Annotated in this window: 24 protein-coding genes and 1 riboswitch; of the genes, 10 read left to right on the forward strand and 14 right to left on the reverse strand. The window is 68.3% G+C overall.

The window, feature by feature from the left end; all coding sequences use genetic code 11:
- Positions 1–27: 27 nt before the first annotated feature.
- Both ACFU5O_RS17100 and ACFU5O_RS17105 read right to left on the reverse strand, forming a co-directional pair.
- Complete coding sequence (locus ACFU5O_RS17100; RefSeq protein ID WP_384240945.1) at positions 28–480, reverse strand: GNAT family N-acetyltransferase; 453 nt, start codon at positions 478–480, stop codon at positions 28–30.
- A gap of 113 nt (positions 481–593) precedes the next feature.
- Entirely contained in the window at positions 594–1,058 is a 465-nt protein-coding gene (locus tag ACFU5O_RS17105) for a MarR family winged helix-turn-helix transcriptional regulator (RefSeq protein WP_384240947.1), read from the reverse strand.
- Positions 1,059–1,232: 174 nt separating this feature from the next.
- Between ACFU5O_RS17105 and ACFU5O_RS17110 the strand changes: the two genes are divergently transcribed.
- Positions 1,233–2,450 carry an MFS transporter gene (locus tag ACFU5O_RS17110; RefSeq protein ID WP_384241109.1) on the forward strand — a complete coding sequence of 406 codons (1,218 nt, stop codon included), beginning with the start codon at positions 1,233–1,235 and terminating at the stop codon, positions 2,448–2,450.
- A 37-nt stretch (positions 2,451–2,487) separates the two neighbouring features.
- Here the strand turns inward: ACFU5O_RS17110 and ACFU5O_RS17115 are convergent, their stop codons facing one another.
- Together ACFU5O_RS17115 and ACFU5O_RS17120 are read right to left on the reverse strand one after the other, a co-directional pair.
- A complete protein-coding gene (locus tag ACFU5O_RS17115) occupies positions 2,488–3,360 on the reverse strand; it encodes a GNAT family N-acetyltransferase (protein WP_384240949.1) in 873 nt (290 codons plus the stop codon).
- 5 nt (positions 3,361–3,365) lie between these two features.
- The gene (locus ACFU5O_RS17120) at positions 3,366–3,911 is read right to left on the reverse strand and encodes a DUF2269 domain-containing protein (protein ID WP_384240951.1); all 546 of its coding nucleotides are present in this window, start codon (positions 3,909–3,911) and stop codon (positions 3,366–3,368) included.
- A 197-nt stretch (positions 3,912–4,108) separates the two neighbouring features.
- Between ACFU5O_RS17120 and ACFU5O_RS17125 the strand changes: the two genes are divergently transcribed.
- Positions 4,109–4,249 carry a hypothetical protein gene (locus ACFU5O_RS17125; protein ID WP_384240953.1) on the forward strand — a complete coding sequence of 47 codons (141 nt, stop codon included), beginning with the start codon at positions 4,109–4,111 and terminating at the stop codon, positions 4,247–4,249.
- A gap of 293 nt (positions 4,250–4,542) precedes the next feature.
- The gene (locus tag ACFU5O_RS17130) at positions 4,543–6,078 is read left to right on the forward strand and encodes a globin domain-containing protein (RefSeq protein ID WP_384240955.1); all 1,536 of its coding nucleotides are present in this window, start codon (positions 4,543–4,545) and stop codon (positions 6,076–6,078) included.
- A gap of 74 nt (positions 6,079–6,152) precedes the next feature.
- On the opposite strand, the gene ACFU5O_RS17135 is transcribed toward ACFU5O_RS17130, so the two are convergent.
- The 5 genes from ACFU5O_RS17135 to ACFU5O_RS17155 form a co-directional block, all read right to left on the reverse strand.
- Entirely contained in the window at positions 6,153–6,632 is a 480-nt protein-coding gene (locus tag ACFU5O_RS17135; protein WP_384240958.1) for an NUDIX domain-containing protein, read from the reverse strand.
- A gap of 83 nt (positions 6,633–6,715) precedes the next feature.
- Positions 6,716–7,612: a LysR family transcriptional regulator gene (locus tag ACFU5O_RS17140; protein WP_384240960.1), complete on the reverse strand. Its 897-nt coding sequence runs from the start codon at positions 7,610–7,612 to the stop codon at positions 6,716–6,718.
- 191 nt (positions 7,613–7,803) lie between these two features.
- On the reverse strand, positions 7,804–9,000 hold the full coding sequence (locus ACFU5O_RS17145) for a cystathionine gamma-lyase (RefSeq protein ID WP_384240962.1): 1,197 nt from the start codon (positions 8,998–9,000) through the stop codon (positions 7,804–7,806).
- Complete coding sequence (locus ACFU5O_RS17150) at positions 8,997–9,500, reverse strand: low molecular weight protein-tyrosine-phosphatase (RefSeq protein ID WP_384240965.1); 504 nt, start codon at positions 9,498–9,500, stop codon at positions 8,997–8,999. Before ACFU5O_RS17150 ends, ACFU5O_RS17145 begins: the two co-directional genes overlap by 4 nt.
- Before the next feature lie 7 nt (positions 9,501–9,507).
- Complete coding sequence (locus ACFU5O_RS17155) at positions 9,508–9,888, reverse strand: phage holin family protein (RefSeq protein WP_384240967.1); 381 nt, start codon at positions 9,886–9,888, stop codon at positions 9,508–9,510.
- 51 nt (positions 9,889–9,939) lie between these two features.
- Between ACFU5O_RS17155 and ACFU5O_RS17160 the strand changes: the two genes are divergently transcribed.
- From ACFU5O_RS17160 to ACFU5O_RS17175, 4 genes are all read left to right on the forward strand, one after another.
- Positions 9,940–10,257, forward strand: a complete 318-nt coding sequence (locus tag ACFU5O_RS17160) for a cupin domain-containing protein (protein ID WP_384240970.1) — start codon at positions 9,940–9,942, stop codon at positions 10,255–10,257.
- A gap of 131 nt (positions 10,258–10,388) precedes the next feature.
- Positions 10,389–10,604, forward strand: coding sequence for a DUF5326 family protein (locus ACFU5O_RS17165; RefSeq protein WP_384241111.1), 216 nt, complete (start codon positions 10,389–10,391; stop codon positions 10,602–10,604).
- A gap of 372 nt (positions 10,605–10,976) precedes the next feature.
- Complete coding sequence (locus ACFU5O_RS17170) at positions 10,977–11,726, forward strand: IclR family transcriptional regulator (RefSeq protein WP_384240971.1); 750 nt, start codon at positions 10,977–10,979, stop codon at positions 11,724–11,726.
- Positions 11,727–11,825: 99 nt separating this feature from the next.
- Entirely contained in the window at positions 11,826–12,260 is a 435-nt protein-coding gene (locus tag ACFU5O_RS17175; RefSeq protein ID WP_384240972.1) for an SsgA family sporulation/cell division regulator, read from the forward strand.
- An 87-nt stretch (positions 12,261–12,347) separates the two neighbouring features.
- Here the strand turns inward: ACFU5O_RS17175 and ACFU5O_RS17180 are convergent, their stop codons facing one another.
- The gene (locus ACFU5O_RS17180) at positions 12,348–13,703 is read right to left on the reverse strand and encodes a YibE/F family protein (RefSeq protein WP_384240975.1); all 1,356 of its coding nucleotides are present in this window, start codon (positions 13,701–13,703) and stop codon (positions 12,348–12,350) included.
- 71 nt (positions 13,704–13,774) lie between these two features.
- Positions 13,775–13,907: riboswitch (TPP riboswitch) on the forward strand.
- Between ACFU5O_RS17180 and thiC the strand changes: the two genes are divergently transcribed.
- Both thiC and ACFU5O_RS17190 read left to right on the forward strand, forming a co-directional pair.
- A complete protein-coding gene (thiC, locus tag ACFU5O_RS17185; protein WP_384240977.1) occupies positions 13,901–15,700 on the forward strand; it encodes a phosphomethylpyrimidine synthase ThiC in 1,800 nt (599 codons plus the stop codon). Its footprint overlaps the riboswitch before it by 7 nt.
- 474 nt (positions 15,701–16,174) lie before the next feature.
- Positions 16,175–16,531, forward strand: coding sequence for a DUF805 domain-containing protein (locus ACFU5O_RS17190; protein ID WP_384240979.1), 357 nt, complete (start codon positions 16,175–16,177; stop codon positions 16,529–16,531).
- A 150-nt stretch (positions 16,532–16,681) separates the two neighbouring features.
- Here the strand turns inward: ACFU5O_RS17190 and ACFU5O_RS17195 are convergent, their stop codons facing one another.
- On the reverse strand, positions 16,682–17,002 hold the full coding sequence (locus tag ACFU5O_RS17195; protein WP_384240982.1) for a putative quinol monooxygenase: 321 nt from the start codon (positions 17,000–17,002) through the stop codon (positions 16,682–16,684).
- Positions 17,003–17,172: 170 nt separating this feature from the next.
- Here ACFU5O_RS17195 and ACFU5O_RS17200 point away from each other — a divergent pair, with 170 nt between their 5' ends.
- Entirely contained in the window at positions 17,173–17,442 is a 270-nt protein-coding gene (locus ACFU5O_RS17200) for a hypothetical protein (RefSeq protein ID WP_384240984.1), read from the forward strand.
- An 18-nt stretch (positions 17,443–17,460) separates the two neighbouring features.
- On the opposite strand, the gene ACFU5O_RS17205 is transcribed toward ACFU5O_RS17200, so the two are convergent.
- The 3 genes from ACFU5O_RS17205 to ACFU5O_RS17215 form a co-directional block, all read right to left on the reverse strand.
- Complete coding sequence (locus ACFU5O_RS17205) at positions 17,461–18,291, reverse strand: hypothetical protein (RefSeq protein WP_384240986.1); 831 nt, start codon at positions 18,289–18,291, stop codon at positions 17,461–17,463.
- A 147-nt stretch (positions 18,292–18,438) separates the two neighbouring features.
- A complete protein-coding gene (locus ACFU5O_RS17210; protein WP_384241114.1) occupies positions 18,439–19,785 on the reverse strand; it encodes a metallophosphoesterase in 1,347 nt (448 codons plus the stop codon).
- A 180-nt stretch (positions 19,786–19,965) separates the two neighbouring features.
- Positions 19,966–21,087, reverse strand: coding sequence for a LacI family DNA-binding transcriptional regulator (locus ACFU5O_RS17215; protein WP_384240989.1), 1,122 nt, complete (start codon positions 21,085–21,087; stop codon positions 19,966–19,968).
- Between the last annotated feature and the right edge of the window lie 99 nt (positions 21,088–21,186).

Raw genomic sequence — 21,186 nt, forward strand, 5'->3', positions numbered from 1 at the left:
TTCGATCCACGCTCAGACCGGACGAAATCAGAGCATGAGCTTGAAGCCCACGTGGGAGGCCACGAAGCCGAGGCGCTCGTAGAAGCGGTGAGTGTCGGTACGGCTGGTGTCCGAGGTCAGCTGGACCAATTGGCAGTCCTGACGGCGGGATTCGTCGACGGCCCATTCGATGAGTTGGGTACCCAGGCCGCTGCCTCGTTCATCGGCGTGGATCCGCACCGCTTCGATGATCGAGCGGGTGGCGCCGCGCCGGGACAGCCCGGGAATGACGGTGAGCTGGAGAGTGCCGATGACACGGCCCTCACGTTCGGCGACGACCAGGTGCTGGTTCGGGTCTGCGGCCAGCCGCTCGAAGGCGACGGTGTACGGAGACAGGTCGTCCGGCGATTCACGCCGGGCCCCCAGTGGGTCGTCGGCAAGCATCGCCACGATGGCAGGGATGTCGGTGGGGGACGCGGGCCGTATCTGCAGATCGCTCATGATCCGCAGCCTATTAGGGCGGGCGGGGCGCCAGGACCGGTGCCTGTCGTTCCTGGTTCTGTGCGGACTGCGCGTCCCGCACGGGCGTCGCATCCGGATGCCTTGTGCCGGTCCTACACGGACGTCGGGATCCGCAGTGCTTCGACCGCCCTGACCAAAGGGGTCAGCTCGGGATCCTTCGCGGCCTCATCGAGAGCTTCGCGCAGCGCGGTGTCGTTCGTGGGCCGCGCCTCGGCGAGCAGCGCCAAGCCGGCTTCCGTGACATCGGTATAGATGCCGCGGCGGTCGGTGGCGCAGAGATAGCGGCTGAGCAGTCCCCGGTCCTCGAGGCGTGTGACCAGACGGGTGGTGGCGCTCTGGCTGAGCACTACGGCGTCGGCGACCTGCTTCATCTGCAGGTGGCCGCCAGGGCCGTTGTGCTGCCGACTGAGGACATCAAGCAGCGAGTACTCACGCACGCTCAGGTCGTGGCTGGCCTGGAGAGTCCGTTCCAGGTGGGCTTCGATCCGGCCGTGCAGCAAGGAGAGAGCGCACCAGCTCTGGGCGAGGGCGGTGAGTGCCGGATCCGTCGCTGTCATCGATCTCTCCTTCTCCGGGACGCGCCATGAGGGCATGGGCTGCTGCCGCCGGGCGGTGGCCCGACTTCAGGATAGACGACCCACGCAATAGCCCGCGTTTGCAATTAACCCGCGTCTGCAATTATTGTGGTCGCTCGTAAGGCGCAGACGCAATTTTCTGGGAAAGGTGAACCCATGCCGCTCGCGCTCCTCGCCCTTGCCATCGGGGCCTTCGGTATCGGCACCACCGAGTTTGTGATCATGGGGCTGCTGCCCGAGGTCGCCGATGGCTTCCAGGTGTCCATCCCGGTCGCCGGATATCTCGTCACCGGGTACGCCCTGGGCGTTGTCCTCGGTGCACCTCTGATGACGGTCCTGGGGACCAAGGTCACCCGCAAGCGCATGCTGATGCTGCTCATGGGGCTGTTCATCGCAGGGAATGTGCTCTCCGCCGTGGCCCCGGTCTTCGGCGTGATGCTCGCGGGCCGCGTGGTGGCCTCGCTCGCGCACGGTGCGTTCTTCGGTATCGGCTCGGTGGTCGCGGCCGATCTGGTCGCACCCGAGAAGAAGGCCGGCGCCATCGCCATGATGTTCACCGGGCTGACAGTCGCGAATGTGGTCGGTGTCCCGCTGGGCACGCTCGTCGGCCAGAGCGTCGGCTGGCGTGCGACCTTCTTCATCGTTGCCGGATTGGGTGTACTGGGCCTTGCAGGTGTGGCCAGGCTGGTACCTGAGCAGCCCAGGCCCGAAGGCGTCCGGCTTCGCCATGAACTGGCTGCCTTCCGCAACGTGCAGGTTCTGCTGGCCATGGCGATGACCGTGCTCGGATTCGGCGGCGTGTTCGCCGCGATCACCTACATCACGCCGATGATGACCGAGATCACCGGCTTCGCCGACTCCTCGGTGACCTGGTTGCTCGTTCTCTTCGGCCTGGGGATGGTCGGCGGCAACCTGGTCGGCGGCAAGTTCGCGGACCGGGCGCTGATGCCGATGCTGTTTGTGTCGCTCGGCTCGCTCGCCCTTGTCCTGGGTCTTTTCACCCTCACTGCGCACAACAAGATCGCAGCAGCGATCACCGTCTTCCTCGTCGGTGGCCTCGGCTTCGCCACTGTGCCGCCGCTGCAGAAGCGGGTTCTGGACCAGGCGTCCGGCGCGCCGACCCTGGCCTCAGCCGTCAACATAGGTGCCTTCAATCTCGGCAACGCGCTGTCCGCCTGGCTCGGTGGTGTCGTGATCGCGGCCGGTCTGGGCTTCACCGCCCCGAACTGGGTCGGTGCGATTCTCGCCGCGTCGGCGCTCGGACTCGCGGTCCTCTCGGCAGCCCTTGAGCGCGGCTCTGCCCGCCGGGAGAGCCGGGCCGTGGCCGAGGCGCTGTCTGCGGAGCGCGTAACCGTGCCCGCATTCCGTCACTGAGGCCGACGGGGCGGGGCTCGTTCGGGCCGGCCTCGCCTCAGCCCGCAGCCACCGTCAGGGGGGCGAAACGGCGAGTCCAGTCACCCGGGAGCCCGGGGGCGCCCTTCGTCATGACGGCGTTGAAGGCGATCCGCTCCAGGCCGTTCGTCCTCAGCCAGTTGAGCAGTTCCTCGTGCCGTACGTCGATGTCGGTGCGCAGCGGCCGGTCCGTGCCCGCGGCGAGTGAGGCGATGAGGGACTTCGCCGTGTCGGTGTCACGGGCGATGAGAGGGCCCACGACATGGGTCTCCATGTTGGGCCAGGCGGCTGCATAGCCCGTGAGGACGCCGTTGGACTCCGCGACCCTCAACTGGTCGGCGAAGGCCGGAAGGCGAGTGATCATATGGGTACGGTCCAGGCCGAAGACCTCAGCGTCGAGGTGGAGGATCGCGGGGAGGTCTTCGGCGTTCGCAGGTCGTGTGGTGACCTGAGGCGCCGGGCCGGTGGCACGGAGGTGGCCGCGGACCATTTCCGCACGGCCGACCGTCGCAAAACCCAACTCCTCGTAGAGCGGCTTTCCGTAGGGCGTGGCATGCAGCGTGAGCGGTGTGCCCTCGGCCTCGGCCAGCACGTGCTTCATCAGGCGGCGCCCGACGCCCCGGCGTGCGTACCGCTCCGCCACGAGCACCATGCCGATGGCGGCGAGTCCGGGGCCGGGCGAGGAGCCTCGTCCGTACGACGTCACGACACACGCGGTGACCAGGCCCTTGCCCGAAGGATCGTCGATGCCGTATCCGGTCCCCGCGGCGAGCAGCAGGCCCCATTTGTGCTCCTCCCGCGGCCAGCCGCGGTCCTCGGAGAGATCGGCGCAGGCCTCCAGGTCTCCCCTGGTCAGCCGCCGGATGGATAGCTCGCTGAGCGGTGTTGACATGAAGGTCAGGCTGTCGGACGCAATGATCGTTCGTCCAGCGCTTTACCGGAACTGGCCGAGACCCGTAGGCGGCGGCCGCGTCGCGTCATTCCCCACGGCTTGAGGACCGAGATCGCGGTCATGAAGAGATACGTGGTCAGGGAGACGATGGGGGCGGCCAGCAGACCGGACAGGTCCGTCACAGGGATCCCTGCGGCGGCCTCGTCTGCGACCGCGTTCACTCCGGGCCGCAGCGAGAAGGCCGTGAGCGCGGTCGTGATCAGCGTGAGCCAGAACTTGGTCCAGACCCACCGGTACCGGGCGAGGCCCCATTGCGTGCCGAGGGACAGTAGTAGCCCGCTCCCAGAAGTCAGCAGTGCAACAGGGATCATGAGCCAATTCACAAAGACTGCCATTGAGCGGTACGAGGCTTCAGCGGCTTCAGGAGATCCGGAGGTTACCGCGGCGACGCTGAGTCCGAAGAGCCCCAAAGAGAGTCCGAGCCAGCCCGCTGATGCGGAGACATGGACGACGAGGATGGCCCGCCGTGCAGGACGCTTGAGTGGTTTCACGTGAAACACGGTGTCGCGCCCTGGCTTTTTCCGCGTCCGACAGCGGGAGTAACCCGCCGTACCAGCCTCGGCGTACAGGGCGAGGCTGCACTATTCCGCCTCGGTACGAGGTTCGGCGAGCAAAGTGAAGATCAGGAATCAGCCCTGTGCAGAGTTCGAGATGAAGCTGGACGACCGTGGTTGCATAGCGTGATTGCATGGCCGACGCGCAGACCTTCGCCGTGCTGCCCGTTGCGGTAGCGCTGAATGCGGACCATCATCTGTCCCGGCTCACCACACATGCCTGCACGAAGAGCGATCCGCGGGAGGCTTACGAACTCATGCGCTTGCGTCGGTAGTTCGGCGGTCGGGTACGCGCCCCGGGATGAGGGCCCTGATCGCGGCTACAGACATGAGGGCAATGCAGCCTAACGGGAAAGCGGGCGTGGATACCCGGACTTTCCGCTCTTTGTCCGACGTGAAGGTGCCGCCTGGCATGCTGCGACGACAGGTGTTGCGGGCAGTGTCACAATCCAGTCCCACTCGTCCCGATTCCTCCTTTGGTAAAGGTTAGTGTGGCCGGCAGGAGTCCTGAGACACAGCGGGAAATTGAGGCACGTTCCGGATCCGGAAGTGCGTAGACCGACCGAAGATGCTCGAGGCGAGGCACACAATGGACGCTCCGACCACCACGTCGGCGGACAATGGCACTTCAGGCGAGAACGGTACGAACGATGGGGGCGGCTGGTTCAGCCCTCGTAAGCGGGGTGCCGCGGGTCCGGCCACGCCGCATACGGAGGGCCGTGCCACAGGCGAGGACGGGGAGGGCCGGATAGCCTCGCCCAGCCGTCCTGTAGCCGCGATACGGCCGGTCGGCACCGGCGCCGACAGGGCCTCCGCGACGCAGTCGCGAGGTGTCCCGGGCCCGGCAGAGCGGAACGCGTCGGAGGCCCGCGCTCCACTGGCCGGTGCTCCCTACGCGCCCATGCCCCCGGCCCCCGCGCCCGAGGCCGCCGCCCACCAGAGCGCCGCACCCATATCCCCGGCACACCCCACCGCGTATGAGCAGGACATCAACGCGTCCCCCGACGCGATCCTCGTCCGGCGGACGATGGCGGAGATCGGCCCGGTCGCCGACAAGGTCACCTCCTACTTCTACGCCCTGCTCTTCGTCCGTCACCCCGACCTGCGTGCCATGTTCCCTGCCGCGATGGACACCCAGCGGGACCGTCTCCTCAAGGCTCTGCTCACCGCCGCCGAGCACATGGACAACACCGCCGTGCTCGTTGACTACCTCCGGCACCTGGGCCGCGGCCACCGCAAGTACGGAACCCAGCCCGCCCACTACCCGGCGGTCGGCGAGGCGCTCATCGGTGCGCTCAGCCGCTACGCCACGACCACCTGGAACCACGAGACCGAGGCCGCCTGGGTCCGTACGTACACGACGATTTCCCAGGTCATGATCGACGCAGCCGCGGAGAACGAGCGCCATGCGCCCGCCTGGTGGCATGCTGAGGTCGTTTCGCACGACCTGCGGACGCCCGACATCGCGGTCATCACCGTGCGCCCCGACCAGCCGTATCCCTTCCTGGCCGGGCAGTACACGAGCCTGGAGACGCCGTGGTGGCCGCGGATCTGGCGCCACTACTCCTTCGCCGGCGCTCCGCGCTCCGACGGTCTGCTGTCCTTCCACGTCAAGGCCGTTCCGGCCGGCTGGGTCTCGAACGCCCTGGTCCATCACGCCCGCCCCGGCGACGTACTGCGGCTCGGCCCACCGGCAGGGTCCATGACCGTCGACCACACCACCGACAGCGGCCTGCTCTGTCTGGGTGGCGGCACCGGCATCGCCCCGATCAAGGCCCTGGTCGAGGACGTTGCCGAGCACGGCGAGCGACGGCCGGTGGAAGTCTTCTACGGCGCGCGCAGCGACCACGACCTGTATGACATCGACACGATGCTGCGGCTGCAGCAGAGCCACCCGTGGCTTCACGTGCGCCCTGTTGTCGACGGCAGAGCCCAGCTGCCCGACGCAGTACGCGAGTACGGTCCGTGGAACGAGTACGACGCCTATCTCTCGGGCCCGATCGGAATGATCCGCAGTGGTGTGGACGCGCTCAGGGGGATAGGAATCCCGTTCGACCGGATCCGCCACGATTCTCTCGAGGATCTCGTCGCGGCGGCCGATTAGACCTCGCCCCACCGGACGGCCGCACCGGCGCGACCGGACTCGCGGCGGACGGCTTTCGTCGGTCCTGATCGGGATCAGCCCAGGTCGGGAGCGTGCATCGCCCGCACGCCTTCGATATTGCCGTCCAGGTAGTGCCGCAGCGAGAGCGGCACGAGATGGACGGCGGCGATCCCCACGCGGCTGAAGGGCACCCGGACGATCTCGTACTCGCCGCAGGGCTCCTCCACCTCGGGGCCGTGGCGCCGCGACTCGTCCATCGCGGCCAGTCGGCAGACGAAGAAGTGCTGCACCTTCACGCCCGAGACCCCGCCGTCCACGATGTGCTCGACGGTGTCGACGAAACAGGGCACCACGTCGACGATCTTGGCGCCGAGTTCCTCGTCCACTTCACGGTGGAGGGCTTCGACGACGGTGGCGTCTTCGGGCTCGACCCCGCCGCCCGGAGTGACCCAGTACGGATCCATGCCCGGCTTGGTGCGCTTGATCAGGACGAGATCGTCGCCGTCGAGCAGGATGGCGCGTGCGGTGCGCTTGACCACTGGCCGTTCGGTCATGGCAGAAGAGTGGCCCACGTCACCCGTTCTGAAACACCCGTCCACCCTGCTGTTGCCCGGCGTTACCTGCTGTCACCCGGCTGTCACCATCCGGCGGCAGCACGCAGCAGCTCTTCGTGTGCCCGTGCGATGTGCGGGAGTGCGAGCGTTCCGGTGCGCACGACGAGAAAGTAGGTCCGCAGCGGAGGTACGGGCGGATCGAGCAGTGCCACCACCCGGCCGCTCTCCAGGTCGCGCTCGCACAGATAGCGTGGCAGTACGGCCAGACCCGCACCTGAGGCCGTGGCCTCCAGGACCGCCCTGAGATCGGGCGCGATGACGGTGCCCGCGGCGGCCGGACGACTGTCGAAGACAGCGGCCCAGTAACGGGAGACGAACGGCAGGGATTCGTGGACTTCCACCACCGGCAACTGCTCCAGCACGAGCGAGCCCTTGCCCCGTAGGACGCCGGGGCAGAGCCGCGCCGCCCAGCGCGGCGAGGCGACCAGGACGTGTTCCTCGTCGCAGAGCGGAGTCGCGGCGAGCAGACCGCCCCGCGGGCGTGCCGTGGCGATGGCCAGATCGTGATGCCCGGCCGCCAGTCCTTCGAGGGTCTCCTCGGCATTGCCCACGAAGGACGTCCGTAAGGCGAGCCCTTGGGAGATCAGCGGAGTGAGGGCCGGAAGCGCGCGCACGGAGGTGAATTCGGGCGGCCCGGCAAGATGCAGCGTCCGAACGCCCGACTCCTCGTCCAGCCCGGCCTCGGTGATCTCGACAAGGGCGTCGAGATGGGGGGCCGCCCGGTGGGCGAGTTCGTCGCCGATGGTCGTGGGGGTGACACCGCGCGCCTGACGCAGAAAGAGGGGGCGCCCGAGCTGCCGCTCCAGGGTCCGGATCTGACTGGTCACCGCGGGTTGGGACAGGCCCAGCAGTGCGGCGGCGCGAGTGAACGAGCCGGCCCGGTGCACCGTGATGAATGTGCGCAGCAAGGCCAGGTCCATCGTCCAACTATAAATAAGTCGATAGGTTCCTGTCGCCAGCGTGATTGGACACTGACGCAGAGTCAACTAGCCTTTGTTCGAGCGGTTCTCCGCGCGTGGAGCCGGGGCGGTCCGAGCCATGAGGGGGGAGGCTCGGACCGTCCCTCTGCGGGTCTGTCTGCCCGTCGGGTGCCGGACAACGTCCCGGTCAGTCAGTCGGTCGCCGCTGCCTCCAGGGCGCGGATCACATCGGCGACCAAGTCGTCAGGGTCCTCCGCCCCGACCGAGAAGCGGATGAATCCTTCCGGGACGGCGTCACCGCCCCACCGGCCCCGGCGTTCCGCGCTGGAGCGGACGCTTCCGAAACTCGTCGCGTCATCGACGAGGCGCAGTCCGGCCAGGAACCGCTCCGCGAACCCGCGGTCCGGCAACGTGAAGGAAACCACGGAGCCGAAGCGGCGCATCTGCGCGGAGGCGACCTTGTGCGACGGGTCCTGCGGCAGCCCGGGGTAGCGCAGCCCCCTCACTTCTGCGCGTCCGGCCAGTACCCGCGCGAGAACGAGTGCGTTCGCGCACTGGCGATCGGTCCTCAGGTGCAGCGTGGCGAGTGAGCGGTGTGCGAGCCACGCCTCCATCGGGCCGGGGATCGCGCCGACGACCTTGCGCCAGTGCCGTACGCGCGCGGCGAGGGCGGGGTCCCGGCAGACCACATAGCCGAGCAGCAGATCTCCGTGACCGGTCAGCCCCTTGGTGCCGCTGGCCACGGCAAAGTCCGCGCCCAGCTCCAGCGGACGCTGTCCGAGGGGCGTCGCGAGTGTGTTGTCGACGGCGACCAGGGCCCCCTCGCCGTGTGCCGCCTTCACGAGCCGCCGCACGTCGCAGACATCGAGGCCCGGGTTGGAGGGCGTCTCGATCCACAGCAGTTTCGCCCCGCCGAGTACCGCGAGCTGCGCGTCGCCGCCCGTCGGTGCCGTGCGGACCTCGACCCCGTAGGCCTCCAGCTGCTCCCGCACCAGCGGCAGCGCCTGATAGCCGTCGTCCGGGAGCACGACGACGTCGCCCGCCCGCACCTGGGAGAGCAGCACCGCGGAGACGGCGGCCATCCCGGAGGCGAAGACGACGGTCTCGACGCTCCACCGCTCCCCCGCGCCGCCGTGGTCCGGTTCCTGCGGTGCCTCCAGCTCGCCGATGGCACGCTCCAGCAGCGTCCAGGTCGGGTTGTCGTCGCGTCCATAGGTGTACGGACCCGTCGGCTCGCCCGGCAGGTGGTAGTGCGCGGCGAAGACCGGCCCCGGCAGCGTCGGTTCGTGCTTCCGCGCCTCGGGCAGTCCCGCACGTACGGCCCTCGTGCCGTCTCCCACGCCCGGCTCGCCACTTGTCACCGGCTCTTCCTTCGCGCCGCCGGTCATGCCGCCCGCTCCTCGATCGCGTTCCTTACCGCGGCGAGCAGACCCTCGCTCGCGGCCTCCACCATCCGCAGACATTCCTCGAAGCCGTCCATGTCACCGTAGTAGGGGTCGGGGACATCGGGGTCGCCCTGGGCCGCCGGATCGTACGAGCGCAGCAGCCGCACCTTCGCGGCGTCCGTCTCCGTCGGGGCGAGCCGTCGGAGCTCGCGCAGATGTCCCTCGTCCAGGGCGATCACCAGGTCCAGCCGGTCGAACCAGGCCGCGCGGAACTGCCGTGCCACATGGCCCGACCCGTAGCCGTTCGCACGCAGGACGGCCACGGTCCGGTGGTCGGCTCCGTCGCCCTCGTGCCAGCCTCCTGTGCCGGCGCTGTCCACCGCGACGAGGCCGTCGAGTCCGGCCTCCTCGAGGCGGGCACGGAAGACGGACTCGGCCGTCGGCGATCGGCAGATATTGCCCGTGCAGACGAAACAGACGGAGAAGGCGTGGGGGAGGGACATCGGCCACTCAGTCCTTGTCGTCAGGGAGCACGACGTTCAGTGCCCACGACACGATCGAGATGATCAGGCCCCCGAGCACTGCCGTCCAGAAGCCCTCGACATGGAAGTTCAGGTCCAGTTTGTCGGCGAGCCACGAGGTCAGCAGGAGCATCAGGGCATTGATCACCAGCGTGAACAGCCCGAGGGTGAGAATGAAGAGCGGAAGTGTCAGCAGCTTGGCGACGGGCTTCACCAAGAAGTTCACCAGGCCGAAGAGCAGTGCTACGAGTATCAGGGCCAGCGCCTTTTTGCCGGTGCTGGTACCGGTGAGTGTTATGTCCTGAATCAGCCAGATTGCCACGGCCAAGGCCCCGGCATTCGCGATCGTCTTGACTACGAAATTCTTCATGTGTCTGATCGTGGCAGACGTGATCGGGCCAAGTGCAGGGGCGGACGGACGATGAAAGCATTCCGACTGGACGAGCTGGAGGCGGAGCGCGCCGCCAACGACGGGGCGTATCTGCAGTTCCTGCGCGAACGGAACATGTCGGCCGGGTTGTACGCGCTCGACGCGGGTGAGAGCGACCCCCAGCAGCCGCATGGTCAGGACGAGATCTACTTCGTGGTCAGCGGCCGTGCCTCGATCACGGTGGGGATGGAGACGACGCAGGTCGGGCGGGGCAGCGTGGTCTACGTCCCGGCCGGTGTGGCCCACAAGTTCCATCACATCACCGAGGATCTGCGGGTCATGGTCGTCTTCTCTCCGCCTGAGAGCTGACTCGCTGCTCCGGGTCTCCCTAGGGGGCGGATCAGGGGAGTTCAAGGGCTGCGGAGGCTCCGCCGGCCCCTGCCCGCGCCTAGCATCGAAGCCAGAGGACAACTCACAGAAGCGAGGTAGGAACGATGGCGGTGCAGGAGATACTCGCGGGGATGCCCTGGTGGGTGAAGTGGGTCGCGATCCCCTTGATCGCCATTGTCGTGTTCGGCGGCCTTATCGCCACTGTGATCGGGATCGTCATCGGACTGCTCTTCAAGGTCCTGGTGTTCGTGGCCCTCGTCGGCGGGCTCGTCTACGTCGTACGGAAGTTCACGAGCTCCTCCTCGTCGTCGCGTGGCGACTGGTAGCGCGTACGCACGTTAGCCCTCCCGGGGGAACCTTGAACGCGAAACCATACGGCCGAACGGTGGCTGCCATTAGAGTGGCGAAAGCCTGCCGTTCCCTGGGGATCCTGGGTCGACAATCGCGTTGAACAGCGGCTTGTTACGACTTCCTGGGTTGTTGCTGTGTTTGGGTCCGGATGTCCTGGACCCATCCCCGAGGAGCGCGGCAGGAGCGCGGGGGTGGCCCCCGCGGGCGGGCGTGCCGCCCGTCACCATGCCTGGGGGTGACCTTTGGCTACAGCTCCTGCTCCTGTCGTTGCTCCTGACACGACCACGAGAGCCGCTCCCGCTCCGGGCGCGAAGACGGCGGCCCCCGCACCCACCCTCATCGGCTCCGTGCAGCGTGCGCTGAGACTGCTGGAGGCCGTGGGTTCCCATCCTGCAGGGGCCCCCGCCAAGCAACTGGCACGGGAGGCGGGCCTGCCCCTGCCGACCGCGTACCACCTGCTGCGGACCCTGGCCCACGAGGGCTATCTCCGGCGCGAGAACGGGGTGTTCGTCCTCGGCGAGGCTGCCGTGAGGCTTGCGGCAGGCGGAGCGATGCAGAGGCGGGACAGCTGGATCGAGGACTCCTTGCCGCACTGGCGGGAAGCGCTCGGCGTTCCCGTCTATTTCGCGGTCTACCGCAGCGGGGAGATGGAGCTCGTCGCTGTCGCCGACGGCGCGTACGAGACCGCCGCGGACGAACGGGCGGACTTCCGCGAGACGGGTCATGCACATGCGATCGGTCAGTGCCTGCTGAGTCAGCTCGACGCCGCCTCCCGCAGGGACCACCTCGACCGCCATCCCGTACAGCCGGTCACTCCCTACACGGTCCCCGACCGGCCCGCCCTGCTCGAGCGGTTGGAGCGGTTGGAACGGCTCGACGCGACAGGCCGGATGCGACCTGTCGTCGAGAAACAGGAATATGCGGTCGGCACGGTCTGTGCGGCAATTCCGGTCATGCCCACGGCCGGTTCCACGGCCGCGGCCCTGGCAATTTCCCTCCCGCTTCACCAGGGAGAACGGCTGCTCCCTGCAATTGATCAACTTCGTGTCGGCGTGGAAAGCCTGCTCAGTCCGTTCACGGTCTCTATCAGTATCTGAAAAATTACTCCTTGTGATCTGCCGGGGCGTGCAGCACGATGGCGTCAAGAGGGCCTGGAGGATTCCATCCTGGCTGTTTTCATCTACTGCGGGGTACTGATGCGCGAGTCGGTCCAGGCCGAGGTCCTGATGAGCTTCATGGTTTCCGACGAGCTCTCGTTCCGGATCCCGGTGGAACTCCGGTACGAGACGGGAGATCCGTACGCGGTCCGGATGACGTTCCACCTGCCTGGCGACGCGCCCGTGACATGGGCCTTCGGCCGTGAGCTGCTCGTCGACGGCATCAACAGGCCGAGTGGGGACGGAGATGTACGCATCGCCCCGACCGTGGCCGAGGGGCTGTCCGACGTCTCCATCCGGCTCCAGGTCGGCGGTGACCGGGCGCTGTTCCGGGCGAGTGCCGCACCCCTGGTGGCTTTTCTCGACCGGACCGACAAGCTGGTGCCGCTCGGGCAGGAGCGCACGCTGGGTGACTTCGAGGACCATCTGGAGGCGGCACTCGGGCGCATCCTCACGGAGGAGAACGCGGGCTGAGGCATCTCCCGCCCCGCCCTGACGCCCCGCCCCCGTGCGTGGCGGTGTGCTGCCCGTGCCACGGTCTGCCGCGTCAGGCCCGCCACGTCACTTCTTGCGCCTGCGTCCCCTGCCGCCGCGTACCGCCGCCGCACCCGCGCCGGCCGTCGGTCGGTCGGCGGAGACGACCAGGGCAGCCAGCGCCGTGGTCACCGGCACCGACGCGACCAGACCGATCGATCCGACCAGCGTCCGTACGATCTCCACTGCCACCAGCTCGCTGTTGGCCACCGTCCCCACGCTGGATCGCGCGATCGAGAAGAGCAGCAGGAGCGGCAACGACGCGCCTGCGTAGGCGAGCACGAGCGTGTTGACGACCGAGGCGATGTGGTCCCGGCCGATCCGGATGGCGGACTGGTAGAGCCTGCGCGGCCCCATCGTGGGATCCGCCTGGTGCAGCTCCCAGACGGCCGATGTCTGGGTCACCGTCACATCGTCGAGCACACCGAGCGAACCGATGATCACGCCTGCCAGCAGCAGCCCGGACATGTCGATGCCCGGGTACAGGCCGTGGATGAGCCCGGTGTTGTCGTCCGTGTTCCCGCTCAGTGCAGCCCAGCCGATGAAGAGCGAACCGAGCAGCCCGATCAGCAGCAGTGAGATGAGTGTGCCGAGCACGGCCACCGAGGTACGGGCGGACAGCCCATGGCACATGTAGAGCGCGATCAGCATGATCGCGCTCGCCCCGACCACGGCCACGACCAGCGGATTCGAGCCCTGAAGGATCGCGGGCAGGATGAACAGCGTCAGTACGGCGAAGCTCGCGGCCAGCGCGATCAGGGCCATCACCCCGCGCATCCGCCCCACCAGAACGACCACCAGCGCGAAGATCCCGGCCAGCAGCGCCATCGGGAACCCGCGGTCCACGTCGGAGACCGAGTACTGAAGATCGGGCGGGGCGTCAGGAGCGTAGGCCACCACCACGCCCTGGCCCTTGTGCAGTTGCCGCGGCGCGTCCGGCTGCACGATCTCGACGAACGTACGTCCCTTGTCCTTGCCGGTTGTGACCTCGACGGTGGCCCGTGCGCACGTGCCTCGCTGTGAATTGACCGCTTCGCGGCCCTCAGGGGTCGAGGTGTCCCCGGTCGGCGGCACCTGTGCGGCGTTCACGTCCTTGCAGTCGACCTGCTCGACCTTCACCACCTTCCCCTCCTGGGTCTCCCGGTCGAACCCGACACCGGTGCGCTCGTGGCCGGGGATGCCGCCCGGCCAGAGGACGACGAGCCCCACGAGAACCGCGGTTGCGAAAGGAATCAGCACCGCGGCGATGACCCGCCTCAGATGACGGGACACGGGCGCTGCGGGGCCGTGTGCGTGGGCATGGACGTGATCGGCGGCATGATCGCCGGCGCTGCCGTCGCCGGCCCTGTCGTTCGGTTCGGGCGTTCGCTGTGAGGAAGTCACAGCCAGATCATCGCAAGAACGAAAGAGGCCCACTGTTCACCGCGCCAGACAGGGCGCTAGCGTGGTGGGGCCTTTGCACACGCGGGAGCTCGGAGCACCGGGCTGAGAGGGCGCTGACCTCCGTAGATCCTTACGGGACAGCTGCGCCGACCGCCGAACCTGTTACCGGGTAATGCCGGCGTAGGGAGTAGGTCACGATGACCGTTCAGGACACACGCACGCCTGCCTCCAGCTCGAACGAGGGCGAGAGTGAGAGCGGGAAGTCCATCGGCTGGCACAAGGGGTACGTCGAGGGTTCCCGCCCCGACATCCGGGTGCCGGTCCGTCAGGTGCACCTCACCAACGGCAAGGACGTGACGCTTTACGACACATCCGGGCCGTACACCGATCCGAACATCGAGACGGACGTCCGCCGGGGTCTGCCTCCGCTCCGCGAGAACTGGATCATCGGCCGGGGCGACACCGAGGAGTACGCCGGCCGTCCCGTCCGCCCGGAGGACGACGGGGTGAAGCACACCTCCCCGCGCGGTGGGCTGCGCAACCTCGACGCGGTGTTCCCGGGCCGGCCGCGGCAGCCCCGCAGGGGCCGCGGGGGACAGGCGGTGACTCAGCTCGCGTACGCCCGCCGCGGCGAGATCACACCGGAAATGGAGTACGTGGCGATCCGGGAGAACGTCTCCCCCGAGGTCGTTCGCGAGGAGATCGCCGCCGGCCGTGCGGTGCTGCCGGCCAACGTCAACCACCCGGAGATCGAGCCGATGATCATCGGCAAGCGGTTCCTGGTGAAAGTCAACGCCAACATCGGCAACTCCGCGGTGACCTCCTCGATCGAGGAGGAGGTCGAGAAGATGACCTGGGCGACCCGCTGGGGCGCGGACACCGTCATGGACCTCTCCACCGGCCGCAACATCCACACCACCCGCGAGTGGGTGCTGCGCAACTCCCCCGTGCCGATCGGCACGGTCCCCCTCTACCAGGCGCTCGAGAAGGTGGACGGCCGTGCCGAGGAGCTGACCTGGGAGATCTACAAGGACACCGTCATCGAGCAGGCCGAGCAGGGCGTCGACTACATGACCGTCCACGCGGGTGTGCTGCTCCGTTACGTGCCCCTCACCGCGCGCCGCAAGACCGGCATCGTCTCGCGCGGCGGCTCCATCATGGCGGCCTGGTGTCTGGCACACCACAAGGAGTCGTTCCTGTACGAGAACTTCGAGGAGCTCTGCGAGATCCTCGCGGCGTACGACGTCACGTACTCGCTCGGCGACGGCCTGCGACCCGGCTCGATCGCCGACGCCAACGACGAGGCGCAGTTCGCGGAGTTGAGGACCCTCGGGGAACTCAACACGATCGCCAAGCGCCACCACGTACAGACCATGATCGAGGGCCCGGGCCATGTCCCGATGCACAAGATCAAGGAGAACATCGACCTCCAGCAGGAGATCTGCGAAGAGGCGCCGTTCTACACTCTGGGCCCCCTCACGACCGATGTGGCACCGGCGTACGACCACATCACCTCCGGTATCGGAGCCGCCATGATCGCCTGGTGGGGTACGGCGATGCTCTGCTACGTCACGCCCAAGGAGCACCTGGGCCTGCCGAACCGGGACGACGTCAAGACCGGTGTCATCACCTACAAGATCGCGGCTCATGCCGCCGATCTCGCCAAGGGGCACCCGGGAGCGCAGGAGTGGGACGACGCGCTCTCCGACGCGCGCTTCGAGTTCCGTTGGGAGGACCAGTTCAACCTGGCCCTGGACCCGGACACGGCAAGGGAGTTCCACGACGAGACACTGCCGGCGGAGCCGGCGAAGACCGCACATTTCTGTTCGATGTGCGGACCGAAGTTCTGCTCGATGAAGATCAGCAGGAGCATCGCGGAGCAGTTCGGCGGTGACGAGCCGGCCTCGACGGATGCGGAGATCGCCGAGGGCATGCTCCAGAAGTCCAAGGAGTTCGCGGCGAGCGGCAACCGGGTCTACCTGCCGCTTGTGGACTGATTCGACACACGGCGATGCCCCGGTCGATCGCTTCGGCCGGGGCATCGCGGGTACATGGGGGCGGTACGACCGCCCCCATGGGCTCCGCCCGGACTTCCGGCATCCGGCGAGTCATCATGCACCCGTCCTCTTCCCGCACTTGTGGTGAGCTTCCCGGCCGCGGTCCCGCAGTGAGGGCGACCGCACCGGCAGCGGTGACGCGCAGAATCGACAGCCCTTCGCGGCGAGGAACCGCTGCCTCGACGCCCGAACCGGCCGAGTGACCGCCGAGGGCCGATTCATGACGGTAGGTCACCGTTCCTGCAGTGATGCGGACGGTCCTTCAGCGTCGAAACGGAGACGGTTTCATCGCAGGTAGGTGAACCTTTCACCAGTTTCCGGACGACTCTTGACCCGTCTTTATGTGTGCCATACGTTCCGCCTTGCTTGACCGAAAACGATGCGTCCCTGACAAGGGGCATGAGAGGAACCGAAGTGAGCTGGTATCTGGCAGTGCTCAAGAACTACGCCGGATTCGGCGGCCGTGCGCGCCGCAAGGAGTACTGGATGTTCACTCTCCTCAACCTCGTCGCCGCCCTGGTGCTGGCCGGTATCGGCGCTGCCATCAAGACGCAGATCCCCTACGGCCTCTACTTCCTGGCGGTGCTGATCCCGTCGCTGGCCGTCGCGGTTCGCCGGCTGCACGACACCGGCCGCTCGGGCTGGTGGCTTCTCATAGGTGCCGTGCCTTTCGTCGGCGGCATCATCCTGCTCGTCTTCCTTGCCTCCGAGGGCAAGCCGGAGGAGAACCAGTACGGAGCCAACCCCAAGCTCGTTCCCGCTGCGGGCTGAGTGGACGATCCGTCAGTCGCACCTTGAGGGCCGGGTGCAGCCGTTGCGGCTGCCCCGGCCCTCGCGCTGTCCCGGAACGCCGGTACGGGTCTCCGGGGCGGCGCCCGCGCGTCTGCGCGGTCGTGGTCCGCGCATGGACGGATCTGTGACTCAGGCCGCGGGGAGCTTTGCCGCGAGGACGTCGACCGGGCGGATGTCAGGGGCCTCGGCGAGCAGCGGCACCGAGTCGGCGAGGGCCGCCGCGATCTTGCCCTCGAGATGGGCGCGACGGGCCTCCTCGCTGCCGAACGCGTCGAAGATGCCGAACGACGTGGGGCCGAGGCGCAGGGCGAACCAGACCGTCGTGTGCGTCTCCTGCTCGGCAAGGGCGACGGCGTTGGTCAGCAGGTCCTGGACTTCCTGAGCGTGCTCCGGCTTTGCCTCGATACGGGCAAGAAGGCCGAGCCGGACGGATTCGTGAGTGGTGGTCATGAGAAGCGGTCTCCACAGGGTGGTCGGTGTGGTTACTGGGGGTTCCGATCGGTGACACCAACGTACGGTGCCGCTGTACACCCTCCCCAGTGGCGGATCCGACACTTTCTCTACCGTTTCCGACATGAGGATCTTGGTGCTGGTGTTTGACGGAATACTCGATTCCGGGCTTGCCTCGATACTCGATCCCGCCGCAGTCGGCCGGGACGCCCGAGGTGCTGGTCGTGCCCGGCCTCGGGCTCAGGCGGCCGGGGCCGCTCGGTGAGTGGGTGGAAGCGCCCGCGCAGCAGCCTTCCGCGACGCCGTGCAACAGGCCCGGGGGGATCGCGGACGCGGCCCTGGCGGTCGGCGCGAGCGAGCGTACGCTGCAGCGGGCCCTGGACCGGGTCCTGGGCATCTCGCCGCTGCGGTTCGCCCAGCGGATCCGTCTCGACCAGTGATCTCCGGAGGCCCGGCGACTACTCGGGCCGGTGCTCCGGCGGGCCGAAGTCCGGACTTGTGAAGTCCGGGCTGGTGAACGTCGGCCGGGACGTGGCCGACGAGCCCTCGCTGGGGCTCGAGAAGTCGGGGCCGCTGTAGCCGATCTTGGGAATCCGGTTCACCGGGCGAGGTGGGACCGATGAAGCGGGGTCGGCGCTGGGGTCGGCGAGCGCGGCCCGCAGAAACGGAACGACGCCCCGCTCCAGGAGCGCGTGCCGCCAGGCCTCCTTGGCCCGTGCGACCTCGTCGGGCAGCTCGCCGCCCGCCTCCTCGGCAGGGACCTGCGTCGCACCGTTCCGCAGAGCGGCGATCAGCAGGCCGACAGCGGCGGCCAGGAGGCCCGCCGCAGTGAGCGCCCCGAAGAACCAGCCGACCGTCACCAGGGTTTCCGCGAAGGCGGGTTCAGGGCTGAGCGCCTTCATGACGTACCCCACGAGCAGAAAGATCACCGCCGCGGTGCCCGCCAGGATCGGAGCCAGCACCGTGAGGACGGCGCCGAAGCCGGCCCCCGCCCCGTCCTCATCCTCGTCACCGACCGCAGGGCCGAGCACCGAGTTCCGTACGGGCGAGGTCGAGGGTGAGCGCTGCTCCTCGCGGACCTTCACGAAGTACTCGTACTCGGCGGCGGCGGCGCTGGTTATCAGTGCGGTGGCGTTGAGCGCCATCGTGCGCAGTTGTTCGGCGTTGAGCCGCTTGCCGACGGAGGTGAGATCCGGGCGGTCGTGCGCGTTGCGCAGCGCGTCGTCGAGGATGCGCTCATACTCGGCGCGATCCTCGGTCAGCAGGTGCGGAGCGCTGTTCATGTGCATCCCCCGATGCTCCGTAGGGCCGGATTGCCCGCGTAAATGGGCAGTTGGGCGGAAACGGAGGAGAGCCTGCTACGGATAAACCGATGGTAGAGCGGTCAAGGCACGGGGTGACAGGGGGTTTCCGGAAATCGCCCGCCCGGGATTCCCTCAGCCCTGCAGAGGCAGCTGGACGACCAGCAGCTTTCCGGCCATGGTCACGCCTCCGTCCATCGCGATGGCGAGCCCGTCCGCGTACACGTGCGGGCCCTCGACGACCGGGCTCGATCCGCCTTCGCCGTCGGCCGCGTCCTCGGTGCCCACCTGGCCGAGCAGATAGGGAATGGGGCTGTGGCCGTGGACGATCCGCCGGCCGCCGTATGCGGCGAGCAGCTCGCGCACGGCCCCCGGCCCGTCGCCGTCACGGAAGGCGAAGCGCTTGGTGAACTTGCGGAAGAGGTCCCAGCACTCGTCGGCGTCGTTCCGGTTGAGGATCTCGTGGACGTTCTCGTTGACGTCCTCGATGGTCGTGCCGTACTCGAGGTAGGCCGTCGTGTCGGAGTGCATCAGCAGATGCCCGTCCTCCTCGACCACCGCGTCCAGCCGGGACATCCACTGGAGGTGGACGTCCTGGAGCCGGTCCATGTCGTTCTTCTGGCCGCCGTTGAGAAGCCAGGCCGCCTGGAAGGTGGCGGTGCCCGCGCCGGAGTTGACGGGGGTGTCGGCGAAGCGCTTCGCTCCGATGAGCAGCAGCTCGTGGTTGCCCATGAGGGCCTTGCAGTAGCCGCCGGCGGCCGCGGCCTCCGCGGAGAGCCGCATGACGAGATCGATGACGCCGATGCCGTCGGGACCGCGGTCGGTGAAGTCGCCGAGGAACCAGAGCCGGGTGTTGCCCGCCGCCCAGTGGCCGTCGGCGTCGATCAGGCCCTGCTCGGCGAGTGCGGCGACGAGTTCGTCGAGATAGCCGTGGACGTCGCCGACGACATAGAGCGGGCCGAGGCCGTCGGGAGCCGGGTCCGCCGACGCGACGGGCGCCACGTTCACCTGAAGGGTGTCCCCGCGGCGGCTGATCACCGGGAGATCCCGCTCGGTGGGGGTGTAGCCCTCGGGCTGCTCTTCGTCCGCAAAGGCGTTGCCGGGGTGGGCGGAGACACCGGCCGGGTGGGCTGCGGGCGTCACGGCCGCCGCGACGTCATGCGAGGGCGCGGGCGCCACGGGCTCTCGAGCGGCGGCCGGAGCCTGTGACGGCACCGGAGCCGGCTGCTCCGGTGCGCGCTCCTGGGCGGAGGCAGGCGGTTGCTGGTCATGGACCGGGGCCTGCGGTCGCACCTGTGGCTGTTCATGGCCCTGGCCCTGCGGATGCGCAGGGCCCTGCTCGTCCGCAGGGACCTGGGAAGGCACCGGAGCCTCTGACTGCACCGGCACCTGTGCGTACGGGGGCACCCGGAAGTCACGCAACGTCGCCGTCCGCACCACGGGTCCCTGACCGGCCCCCTGAGTCATCGACCCCTCCACCACCGTCGCGCCGCCGTGCACCGGCGGACCTGCCTGGTCGGGGGAGGCCCGCGGTGTCGTGCGCCCATCATAGGAATGCGGCTCGTGCTGTGTGATGCACCAGGGGTGCTGAATCCGGGTACACCGCGGGTTCACTGACTGTTTCGTCCCAATTGGGCTGGTCTAGGCCTGCGACCTGTCCACTCAGTCCTGCGTCTCGTTCTGGGAGGGCGACCGCGGATGGCTCACCGTCGTCCGCGGGGAGCGCCGCTGCGAGGACGTACGGACGATGAGTTCCGTCGGTATCACCTGCTCGACGGGCCCGCCGTCGAGGCCCTCGATGGCGTCGATGAGCAGCTGGACGACCGCGGTGCCGATGCGCCGGGGCTTGAGCGAGAGGGTGGTGATGGGCGGCTCGGTGCTGGCGTACACCATGGACTCGCTGCAGCACACCAGCAGCAGGTCGTCGGGGACGCGCAGCCCGTACCGCCTGGCCGCGGCGAGCAGATCGGTGCCGTTGGGGTCGAAGAGTCCGTAGACGGCGTCCGGGCGGTCCGGGCGTGCGAGCAGCCGGTCGGCGGCGACGGCGCCCGCGCAGGGGTCGTGCGCGGGATAGGCCTCGTAGACCGGGTCCTGGCCGACCCGTTCGCACCAGCTGAGGTACGCGGTGGTCGACAGCCGGGTGTAGGTGTCGGTCGTGGTTCCGGTGAGCAGGCCGATCCGGCGGGCGCCGGCGGCCGCGAGGTGGTCGAGGAGATCGAGCACCGCGGCTTCGTGGTCGTTGTCGACCCAGGCGGTGACCGGGAGGGTGCCGGCGGGGCGCCCGTCGGAGACGACGGGCAGGCCTTGCCGGACCAGCTCCGTGACGACCGGGTCGTGGTCGGAGGGATCGATCACGACGGTCCCGTCGAGGGCGACGTTCGACCACACGTCGTGTCGCGAGGTGGCGGGCAGGATGACGAGCGCGTAGCCGCGGGCGAGTGCGGCGGAGGTCGCGGCTCTCGCCATCTCGGCGAAGTACGCGAACTCGGTGAAGGTGAAAGGTTCATCCCCGTACGTGGTCACCGTCAGGCCGATGAGACCCGACTTGCCGGTACGGAGCGTTCGGGCCGCGGCCGACGGGCGGTAGCCCAGCCGGTCGGCGACCTCGCGGACATGGCGGCGCGTGGCATCCGGGAGTCTGCCCTTGCCGTTGAGGGCGTCGGAGACAGTCGTGATGGAGACACCGGCTGCGGCGGCCACGTCCCGGATGCCCGCCCGACCTTGCCGGCGGCCCCGGCGCGATGCTTCTGTCCGGCTCACCTGGTGCTTCCCTGCTGCTGTCATGGCGAGCCGATAGTAGGGCGATGTCGAGCGGTTGGTCCGGTCGCATATGCAGTCGTTGACAGGCACGTTTCTGCATGGTGTTGCCCCCCTAATTGCCTT

Origin of the sequence: Streptomyces sp. NPDC057445 (genome assembly GCF_042802855.1) — a bacterium.
In the GTDB taxonomy this organism is placed as follows: Bacteria; Actinomycetota; Actinomycetes; order Streptomycetales; family Streptomycetaceae; genus Streptomyces.